The organism is Pseudoalteromonas sp. SR45-4 (assembly GCF_014163535.1).
Taxonomy (GTDB): domain Bacteria; phylum Pseudomonadota; class Gammaproteobacteria; order Enterobacterales; family Alteromonadaceae; genus Pseudoalteromonas; species Pseudoalteromonas nigrifaciens.
On record NZ_JACJDO010000023.1, the window covers coordinates 24,235 to 35,542 of the forward strand.

Sequence of the window (11,308 nt, forward strand, 5' to 3'; positions counted from 1 at the left end):
TTTCGGTTCCCTGCTTTTCACCTGCGCCACTGTCGTCACCTTGAGTTGCTACAGGAGCAGCCGTATTACCACCTGATACTGGAGTTCCAGCCGTAGCGGTATTAGTGCCAGCTTGTTGCTGTGCCATAGTGGTATTAGTACCACCTTGTTGTTGCTGTGCCGGTGATGCATTGCTCACATCATTAGCAGTACGTGCAACATCAGCGTTCTGTTGGCCTTGCACTGTTTGACCACTTTCGGTTCCCTGCTTTTCACCTGCGCCACTGTCGTCACCTTGAGTTGCTACAGGAGCAGCCGTATTACCACCTGATACTGGAGTTCCAGCCGTAGCGGTATTAGTGCCAGCTTGTTGCTGTGCCGGTGATGCATTGCTCACATCATTAGCAGTACGTGCAACATCAGCGTTTTGCTGGCCTTGCACTGTTTGACCACCTTCAGTTCCCTGCTTTTCACCTGCGCCACTGTCGTCACCTTGAGTTGCTACAGGAGCAGCCGTATTAGTACCCGATACAGGAGTGCCAGCCGTAGCGGTATTAGTGCCCGATACAAGAGTACCAGCCGTACCGTTAGTAGCAGAGCCACCAGCATTTGATGGACCATTTTGGTTCGAAGTGTTGATCGGACTTAGTGAACCAGACCCTTCATCATTTCGAGTTAACGCAAATGATTGACCTGTATTTGATTGCAACACCGTACCAGAATCACTTGGCTGCTTAGTAAATGTTGTGTCATTACCGAAATTGAATCTCTGCCCTGCGGCTGCTGCCTCTATTTTACCACTGCTAGCCGCGTCCATTGAAACACCTGTAACTTCTTGTTTGTTAGAAGAACTGTAACCAACTTCACCGCTTAACATTTTCGTCTCACGTTTATCGTAACCGGTTTGCTTATCTAACTCTGCAATACGCCCTTCCAACTGTTTACCATACTTCTCCATGCCTGGAGTATTACTAAGCTCTCTTGCGCCAGCTATTAAACCAGCTCGTACATCCTCATAGGTAGATATTGAGTCCAAAGAATTTTTCTCTTTCCCTGTGGAAAATAACTCTTGAGCAGTGTTAGCTCGCTTAGAGTTCAATGCTCCCTCATACCCATCTGAATCAAGCCTAGAATTATCTTTGCCTGAAAATAAATCACTCATAAACTTTTTAGCAACTCGGTCATTTGCTACATTTTGCGATTCGCTATTGTGATTGCCAAAGCCGGCTGAATTACTACTGTAATGGTTGTTATACCCTTGTGCCGCAATTAACGAAGCAGTGCTTCCCTGCCTATTTGAAAAGTATTTTTCATTTTCAGCTGCAGCAGCTGCTAGTTTCTTATATTCAGGAGTATTCTGATGGCCGTTTTGCTCCATCGTTTTCATAACAGCTTTTTGACCATTCATTGCCTCATATCTCTCAGGCAATTTTTGCAAGTCTACATTTTTGGGTGATACAACACCTAAAGCGCCATTTTCAGAAATATTGCCATCTTTAATATTTTGACTAAGAGCCTGAATTAAACCTTTTTGGCCCTCAGTGGCATTAGTGTCACTATAAGTCTGTTTAACTGAGTTAATTCCCTTCTCTAGTGCATTAGCTTCTTTAATGCTTTGCTCATCACCCTTAGCTCTTAAGTTCTTAACAACGTCCTCTGCATGATCTGTACTCGCAAGTAGTTTTGCAGCAGATAACTTATCGCTGTAACTAGAGTCTGCCTTTAAACCACCAGCTATTGTACCCACAATCTGAGCATGTGGGTTTGGTACATTGCCTGATAAAATATCAGAATGTTTAGAGCTAACACCTTTTGCCTCTAGTTGCTCACTAGCAGAATCTCGAAGAAAATTACTTGCTGTATTTACTACTGCATTGCCAACATCCGCAACAGCGTTCAATATATCTCCTGACTTTTTGCGAGCTTCTGTGGTTTTTTTGCCTATGATATCTAACTCTGACGTGTCAATGCTTTGATTAGAGAGCACCCTAGACTTAGCTAATTTTTTCTCATCAACAGGTAAATTCTGGTTTGCAACGGCTTTTTCATGAAGCTTCTTAGCATCAAATTTACCATACTCACCTTCTACCTCAGCCTTTTTAGATTCACCATCACCTTTCAACTTTTGGCGCTTGCTGTCTATATTGTCCATGGTCATTAAGCCGTTATCTTCAGCTGATTCAGGGGGTGCAATGTTAAAAGCTTTATCTGCAATTTTATCAGCATTTCTAAAATCACCTGCTGCAGTAGCTAACTGCTCAACCTTACCACCTAAAGAATCATTCATATTATCAAGGTAGTTAGCAGACATTTGGTAACGCTGTGAACCGCTGCTATTTGCAAGGGTTTGGAATTGGCTATCTGCAAACAAAGCTGCCTTATGGTTGTACTCAGATACAGATAGGTTTGATGGATCACCAATAGCCTTGTTGAAATCTTGTTGGTACTGCTCTTGTGTTTTAAAGTCGCCAAGCATACCTTTAAGATTTGCACCTTGCTCTGTATTAACAAAGCCTTGCAAAGCCTTAGTATCCTCATTTAGCGTATTACCAAAGCCATTCTCTTTCTTGTAATCATTAAATTGAGTTTTTTGAGCTGATGACATGTTATCAAATGCAGTTTGCCTTACAGCACTTGCCGCCATTTCTCCTGATGCCAAGCGCTCTTGGCTTTGGTTATTCGGGGTGTCTGATGTAACAGAGTTAAAGTTGAAAGCATTTGCTCCTTGGAAGTTTGCAAGCTGCGAATTGAGTCTTGATTCACTTTCCGTTTGCTTAACAGCATTACTATATGCTTTTGAGGCTTGCTGCATCCTAACCCCTGTTTCACCCCATGTATTTTGGGTAGATGCTTGGATGTTTTTAGAAGCTTGCTCCACCTTAGCGTACTGAGCTTGAACACTATCTTTCTTCTCTTGAGACCAACCCTCTGAACCCGACTCATTAATGTTTTTGAGCTTCGATAGTGCAGATTTTGCACTTGCTGCAACTTTAGCATCTGCTTTAGCACTAACATCAAGCCCTAAACCAGCGGATAAAGGAGTAATGCCGCCAGCATTTTTACCACCTTTACCACCTTGACCACCTAAAAGTTTATATTGAGCAGCTAACTTTGCACCAACCTCACCACCAGCTCCAGAGCTTATTAATAATGCGGCATCAATAGCTTCTTGCTGTGTGAGCCCGCCAGTTTTCATTAATGTATTAGCTATGCCTGCAACTTGTGCAACACCTTCACTTTGGTTTGAAGAGTCACTCTGAACAATCGATTTACCGTCACTACCTAATTCGAGCATTCCAGCCATTTCCTGATATGTACTCGATACCTGATTAGCAGTTGCTTCCATATTTTCATTTGACCTCTGCACTCCGCCTGAGCTTGCAGAACTAACAGTGTTCCCAGTAGAAAATTGCTTTAGACCAGCCATAGCATTACTACCACCAGTAAACCCTTGTTCATACTGGCCTGTTAACTGGTTAAATGAACCACTAGCTTGACCAGTAGAACCTTTACCTGAGTGGTGTGGGGCAGCAGCCGTAGGGGAAGCACTTGCACCTTCACTACCACCGCCTTTTTGGGCCGAGTTCGCTACGTTTATCATGGTATGCGCTGAACCATACAGAAGCATAAGGCTCAAAGCTGGAACCATTGTTTGTAAGGTGCTACCCATAGCAATGAATGATTCAAGCTCTGTAAAAGTTGTATTATAACCTGCCCATGAAAATGGGTCGTAGGGTGAAGTGGCGAATGAAGTCTTATTCATAGCATTTTGCAAGTACATATTTACACCTACTTGCAATACAGGCCATGTATTAACCCAGATTAAAATAAAGAAGTATTTTAAAACTAACCCTAGCCCTTTTTCACCAAAAGCAATAACCAGTGGCATAAGTGGGCCTATGAGAAACACAAAAGCTTCTATATAACTAATTAGCGGGATTGCCATTTCAGACCAAAGCGAATATTGAACTGCCGTAGAAACACGTCGCTTATCCATGGCTTCAAACTCTGATTGACTAGACATTAATTGTGCTTTACTTGACCATACGCTTTCACTCTTCGATTTCTTGTAGTGGTAATGCATAAGTTGGTTTACTTTTATCTTCCAAGCTTCGCCATTGACTGAGTGCAACATTTCCGTACCATATTTAGTTAATTCGTCGTCAACTTTTGATTTGGCAGTCCCGCCCTTAACACTCATATTTTTATAGACAGAGTTTATAACAGAATCAAGCTGAGCATACGCGGTGCCACAACCTACAGTTTTATAGCCTTGACCATTTGCCACATTTATAGAAGTTGACCAGCCATCATAACTAACTTTCATCTGCTCCCAAGCAAAGTGAGTATTATAGAAGTCAGCTGTATTTACTTCTGTAGAGGCATTCTTTAAATACTCATCTTTTAATACACAGTCTTTAATATAATTCTGTATTGAATCAGTATAATCAACTTTCTCACCATTGGAACTATTTGAAAAAGCCCCTGGCGACTCATTATATCTTAACTTCATTAACTCCCTTAGTGGATCTAAGCCATTACCGGCCACAGTAGGCGGCGTTGAGCCGGGTTTAGGCGGTTGCAACCCTAGCATGGTTCGATATGTACCAGTGGCATACGACCCCGGAACGTAGGTTGTTTGATAAAATTCACGCAATCCACTGGCCATACTATAACCAAAATTTGTTGCTATGGTGGCTGATAGAGCTATACCAATCGGGATAGGTGGCATATTGTCTACGCTTACTCCATTACTATGGACTAGCTTTACAGGCACTTGATGTGCGAATAAAAAATACACTAAAAAAAAGCCAATAAAGAATTGCTTAAATTCAATTTTATCTGGACTCCAAACGCCTTTCCAAAACACAGCGAGTAGCCCTAGCATTAAGCCTATTTTCGCAAGACTTAATGCACCTTGTTCAAATGAATGTGACAAGCCTAGTAGCGCCAACCGCATAAAGTCCGGGTCGCCCATGCTATAAATTACAAAATCACCCATTGTTAAGCTCCTGACCCAGAAAGACCTTGAACACTATCTAATAATTTTTCATACGTTTGATAGATTGAATCGCCTAGCTCCAACTGATCCTTGTATTTAATCCTTAGTGCTTCACGCTGTTTTTCGATTTCAATAATTTTAGTCTTTATAAAATCAATGTTTTTTTGCGATACATTCTCAACTTTTGACTCCAAGGCCAATTCAGTGACTTTTAAAATCTTATATAGCTGATCGATCAGTTGGTCCACATATAGAAACGAAACTTGCATAGCAGCTATATGAGACATTGCTATTTGTGCTTGGCCACTTTTGCCTAATTTAAACAGCATAGTCATTACAGGGACAGGGGTGTTATTTACAAATGCCTGCTCGTCGGGATTTAATTTTATTTTCTGTATTATCTTTCTTCTGATACCTAATTCTGTACCTTTACCAGTCAGCAGCTCTAATGATTTGTTATACATGCCAACCCACTTAACTTTTGAACCTTCGTCATTAATAAATTTTGTACAAGGAAGCCTACCTTTTGGATCTTTATCTTCTGAAGTATTGCATTTATAAATTTTTATTGGGGTAGATTCATCTGATTCAACGAGGTCAGACACAGTGATTAAGTTTGGGTAAGGTACCCATTCAACATTATCTGCATCTTTTTGCTTGAAAACTAGAGTGCCAGTTAATGACATTAAAAGTTCTTGCATTTCATTTTTACCAAATCCAGATGCAAAATTCCAACCGTCAATATCTGAATCCCCTAGTCCATTCCACATCATATTTCCGTACATCCCCTCCATAGGTGTACTAGGACCTACCGCCCCGTCTTCGCTTCGCTCTGAAAATAGTTCAACCCAACTTTTCTGAGGGTCTGTATGCGTTTCTGCAAGACTTTCGAGCTTTTCATGCCAACCACCAATGTTTACAGTATCTTTAATTTGGTTGGCTAAAGCACCACCAACCTTATTAGCGCTCAAACCGTCCACTACCTGCTGGCAAGTTCCACTCACATAATCGTTAAATTGATCTAGCTTATCTTGCAGCCAAGACATAGTTTGTGCGCAACTAGGGCACAGGGATTCTACTGCCAAGTTAAAGGCGTAAACGGCAGCACCTGCAGCAATATTACGGCCCATTTGTACCAATTCCTCCTTCTTTAGTAGACCTATCGAGCCGCCAAAAAAATCAATCCCTCCACAGCCGGCATTTAGACTCGGTGGCTGAAAGCTAACTACCTTTGGCTGATACATCTGAAATCGACCACTAAAAGTACCAAAAGCAATTCCATTTCTTTTTTGAGATTCAAATGAGCTCCCGCCTGCTGAGGTTGTCATAAGTCCAAATATTTCTTTTAGCGGGTCGCTCGAAACGGAAGCGCTAGGAACTAAGAATAAAATTGCACATGCAGTTGAGGTTATAAAATTTTTATTAAATTTCTTCAGTTTCATTTCTCTTTACTCTCACCGTTCGGAGTTGTTGGTATAGCACGATATTTTTGCTGGAACTTTTGACGTAGTTTGTCTGCTAAATAGTTAGGGTCGTCGTAGACCTTTTCCTGATCCACAACTAATTGCTCCTTCGTTGAGTCATCTAGCAGTATCTCTTTGACTTCTTTGGTTGAGTCATATGCTTCTTCTGTAATCCAGCCTTGCTTTTTAGCAAGCATTACTGAGCGACGCATTAACTCGTCGGGAGCAGTAAGGCCAGCTGCCATGTTATGGAACTCACTACCATCCTTTTTCACCAAGTAAATTGTAGGTGTGACCATAACTTGCAGTCTTTCTCGCAAGGTGCCTGGATCAGTTACATAATCAGGATACTCATCATTTGGTAGAGGCCGGCCGTCTAGTGATATAGCTAACACTTCAATACCTGTATCTCGTGTCATACCTTTTAATAATGGCGCTTGTTTATCGCAATAAGAACAAGTAGACGTAAAGAAGAAGAAAAAACCTGCTTGCTCACTTAACTGAGCAAACACACTCTTTCTATTATCTTTAGCAATTAATTTTGAGTCATATAATGCAGTTTGATTATCTGGTCTACGCAGCGTTTCATCCAAAGCAACCTCAAATTTTGCTACTTCTTGACTAACGGTTGCAAACTTAGTTGCTTTATCCATCATCACGCGCTGAGCATAAAAATATCGCCTAACATTATCGTATGTAGGCTTATCAATAGCTGCATCACGTAGCTTAGGTAGGTTCTCTCTAAGCCACTCAACATTAACTTCAACAACATTAGTTTCTTTGTCTTTAGGCTCTTGGCTCTGATTTTGTTCTTTTTCAGGTTCCGGTTTAGGTTTTACTTCTTCCTCTTCTATTTCTTCAGGCGGTTCAGGTTCATACCAAAACCAGCCCTCACTTTTTCTTTCATAAAAAGACGTTGATCTTCCTCCGTCTGCCTTTTCAGCAGCGGATACGCTAGGGGTCGATGCCAATGCAAGGCAGGCAGCTACAGCTGCATATAGGATATTTGTTTTCATAGCAAAATATTTTGCCAGATTTAATAGGCTGGTATGCTAATTATGTAGGTGTAATAAGGGGGAGTTATTATTATTTGTTGAATGCGTAGTAGCTAACTAGATAAAAGTAATAATTTTAAGAAGTAACCATTGATTATATCAAATGGTTACTTCTTAAATAATGGCGAATCCGACTCACAAAATGGGCAAAGGTTATAATCACGTTCAGAATGGAAAATAAACCCCATGCCACATTTACTGCAAACCTTCTTACTAAATACAGAGGTATTTAAATAATGGAATATATAATATATGCGGTTTACATCTGCATATTGATTGTCATACAAAAGAAGGTATGTTTTAGAGATTGTAAGCAACTCTTTAGCGGTCAAATCCCGGGTTACATCTTCATTTTCAGGAAATACAGTGCAATACATGCGATAAATAATATTAGCATGAACACGGTGTACTACATGAGAGTTCATCCACCCTGCCCCCTTGCGAAACCTTCCTAGCTCTTTATTAACCGCAAGCTCTAAACGCTTATCTACAGCAAAATATTTATCTAAAACGTTCGCGTTTGCGCCTAAGCTAGCCATTTCATAAGCCAGCATAATTTGCTCATAATAAAGATTCGGATTCCATGGTAAAGTTCTGCGTTTAGGAGGTGAAATCTTGCTCATTTAAAACCTACCTCGCAACAACTGAAGGTGCAGCTAATACATTACGTTCTTGGGAGCTGGTAAAAATCGCAGAAAAAGCGTTAATGTGTGCTGCTGTATTATGAAAGCTTTCTACACTACCTGAAGCTAATGAATCAAGTAATGCACCCATAGGGCTGGCTCCACGCAGGCAGCGGCCATCCTGACCTTTAACTGTTAATAATGGTGGGCTTGAATGCAAAGCTTCTTCTAATAGATGAACTGGGGTTTCAGCCAATCTCTTTGCCTCTTCTTTTGTAATTTTAAACAAATAAGCCACACTTACTGGATCTATTCTAGCTATGTCACGCATAGAGAGAATAAATGAAGTTTGAGCTATTTGAACCGAGCGGTAACTATTGTTATCTAATATTCCAATATCCATAATACCCTGACCAAAATAAATGAATGAACGCTTAATTTTAAACATGAAGTAGCTGCATTTTACGACCACTTGCTTACGCTTTCAATACTTTTTATACAATAACTACAGTTCAGGGCTAACAAACAGAATTACTCTCTGTATTTCATCAACTTAGGGATTTCAGGTGCTTCATTGGTATCCATGCAATTTGAATTATTAACTATTGAAAACAGTACATTATCAAATGAGAAACTACATTCATTTAATAACACATCCAAATAAACTGGTTTCTTGCCCCGCTCACGAACTCCAACCAGCTCACTAAATAAAGGTGAACGCCCAAATTTACTCGTCAAATCAAAGCAATTTCCATCGTTTTTAACTGGCGAATCTTTATGACCGTTATTTTTAGTGTTAACTCGACCAAGGTTACCCTCTTGTCTACCAATAACCTTTTTATTCGCCGAGCTTTCTATGCGCTTTACTTTATTTTTTATATCCCTTTGTTTTAACTTGTAAATTTTTGCTGTTTTCCCTGCAGGCATCATTAGCGGAATTATGACTCCACGCGGCAACGTTAATTTATCTACAAACCTTAACACCTCTGCATTTAAGAGTGCTTGAGTATATTTTTTTACTGTATTACGGTTGCCAATTTTGCACCAGTAGCAAGCAAAGGTAAGGCTAAACGCTGTAGCATCATGTTTTTGCTCTATGAAAGCCCTTTTACAACGCAATAAGTCTTTAAAACCTTCATATAAGCGATTTGAGAACTGAATTTCGGTTGGGAGTGGCGGTAAATCTTTAATTGGCTCAGGTATAATCGCACCACTGGCCATTAATAATCTAGTAAGCCACACTTTATGAGTAGCTGCTGGAAATTCAGACTGCTCTATTCTACGGCCAGAAAATAACATTGCATAAACACGCGCTAAATCAATTATTACAGGCCCTGACCTGCCACTTGATTCATGTTCCTCGTTAAATGCTTGGTAAACAACCCTTGGCCTATCGTTTGAAGTTAAAAGTGCTAGAGAACAACTAGGTTTGTTATCAGTTACACCCGGTAAGATAGAACAAAATGATTTTGAAAATGATTTATTCTGCGTTATGCCATCTAAAGGCAAACCTAAGTATTTTGCTGCTTGCAGCCAAACTCCGGGATTAAGAAGTAAATTATCGAAATCAGATTGGCTAAAAGGTGCTTTTAAAGGCTTAGGAATACTATAGCCACAAATACTACCTGTGTGGTTTTCAACTGAACTAAAGGAAACGTATCCTGTGTTCACTCTCTTTAACTTAGGCTTAATATTATAATTAATAGAATTAGATCTATTATCTTTAACTTGAGCTGGCACACCATAAAATGGTTTTACATTTAATAACTTAGCTTTATTTATGTGCCTTTGCCTAAAATCATTATGTATGTCTACTGAGGGGAAGTAAAACAATCTATTTATGTTTGTGCACTTTAAATCAAACTCAATATCAAGATGCTTTGCTACATTTAAGTAAACGTTTTTGAATTGTGCATGATCGATTGATTGTTCAAGCAATATTATAACGCGCCACTTTGGGTGTTCCCAAGAAGCAGAGTATGTTGAATGAATAATTGAAGTGTAATTTTTTAGTTTGTTTTTTAGTGACTCTAAGCTGTACATAACACTTGTACAGTCTATGTCATAGACAAGCATAGAGATCTGTTTTACGTCCACATCAGCTCGTGACATTTGTTTTGAAAAGCAACCAGGTACATAAGCGAGAGTAGATTTACTATCTGATATTAGATGTTCTTTAAATAAATCGAATATTTGTTTTTGTGTTAGGTGTATTTCTTTTGGTTTTTTATCTGACTCATCCGAAAGAATAGTAATCGGATAGGTTTGCTCTATTGAACTGAGTAAATTTAATTTATTTCGTTCCTTCGCAGCATGTGGCATTTTTACTTTACCTTAATTTAAGCAATATAATGCTTCAACAAGGAAAATTTGACCTAACTGTTACTTAGAGTATAATTAGTAACAGCAAAGCGACATTCGCCAAGTTATTTGGTGATTAAGTTGATACAGGGGGCAACCTGTTTCATCTTTGGGTTTTGTAATCAAAATAATTAGCCAGTCTTTGACTGGCTTTTCTCTTTTAAACTTCTGTAGTTCTATTCGTTAAGCTTCCTACCTACAATGTATTCATTGTTCAATATATAAAATCATACTAATTAAATTAAAAGTATATGAAACAACGCAAATATAGCTCTATTCAAGTGATAGATCAATGATCGGTGGATCTGCGGCAAATCAGCATACCATCTTGATTTATATAAGTTTATTGCCGTAACTGGCATTCAGCTCCATTTAAATAAGATCATTTACAATAGATTTATTCCACTTTTCAATATGTTCACCATAAAAAGCAATAAGATAACTTACTTCTTTAAAATGCTCTTTGATTTGCTTATAGATTTATTCCACATTGCTAATAGCATTGAGTATTTAGCTGCTATAGATTTATTCCACATTGCTAATAGCATTGAGTATTTAGCTGCTTATAGATTTATTCCACATTGCTAATAGCATTGAGTATTTAGCTGCTATAGATTTATTCCACATTGCTAATAGCATTGAGTATTTAGCTGCTTATAGATTTATTCCACATTGCTAATAGCATTGAGTATTTAGCTGCTATAGATTTATTCCACATTGCTAATAGCATTGAGTATTTAGCTGCTATAGATTTATTCCACATTGCTAATAGCATTGAGTATTTAGCTGCTATAGATTTATTCCACATTGCTAATAGCATTGAGT

The 11,308-nt window shown here is 39.1% G+C and carries 6 protein-coding genes; all 6 read right to left on the minus strand.

Features of this window, described 5'->3' with window-relative positions; genetic code table 11:
- The coding region (locus tag H5058_RS10950; RefSeq protein WP_182678188.1) for a conjugal transfer protein TraG N-terminal domain-containing protein at nt 1-4,981 on the minus strand (4,981 nt) is incomplete at its 3' end.
- A 2-nt stretch (nt 4,982-4,983) separates the two neighbouring features.
- On the minus strand, nt 4,984-6,423 hold the full coding sequence (locus tag H5058_RS10955) for a conjugal transfer protein TraH (RefSeq protein WP_182678191.1): 1,440 nt from the start codon (nt 6,421-6,423) through the stop codon (nt 4,984-4,986).
- Nucleotides 6,420-7,460: a conjugal transfer protein TraF gene (traF, locus tag H5058_RS10960; RefSeq protein WP_182678194.1), complete on the minus strand. Its 1,041-nt coding sequence runs from the start codon at nt 7,458-7,460 to the stop codon at nt 6,420-6,422. Before traF ends, H5058_RS10955 begins: the two co-directional genes overlap by 4 nt.
- Nucleotides 7,461-7,606: 146 nt before the next feature.
- Nucleotides 7,607-8,122: a FlhC family transcriptional regulator gene (locus H5058_RS10965; protein ID WP_182678196.1), complete on the minus strand. Its 516-nt coding sequence runs from the start codon at nt 8,120-8,122 to the stop codon at nt 7,607-7,609.
- A gap of 7 nt (nt 8,123-8,129) precedes the next feature.
- Complete coding sequence (locus H5058_RS10970; protein WP_182678198.1) at nt 8,130-8,570, minus strand: hypothetical protein; 441 nt, start codon at nt 8,568-8,570, stop codon at nt 8,130-8,132.
- An 83-nt stretch (nt 8,571-8,653) separates the two neighbouring features.
- Complete coding sequence (locus H5058_RS10975; protein ID WP_182678200.1) at nt 8,654-10,444, minus strand: hypothetical protein; 1,791 nt, start codon at nt 10,442-10,444, stop codon at nt 8,654-8,656.
- Nucleotides 10,445-11,308 lie beyond the last annotated feature (864 nt).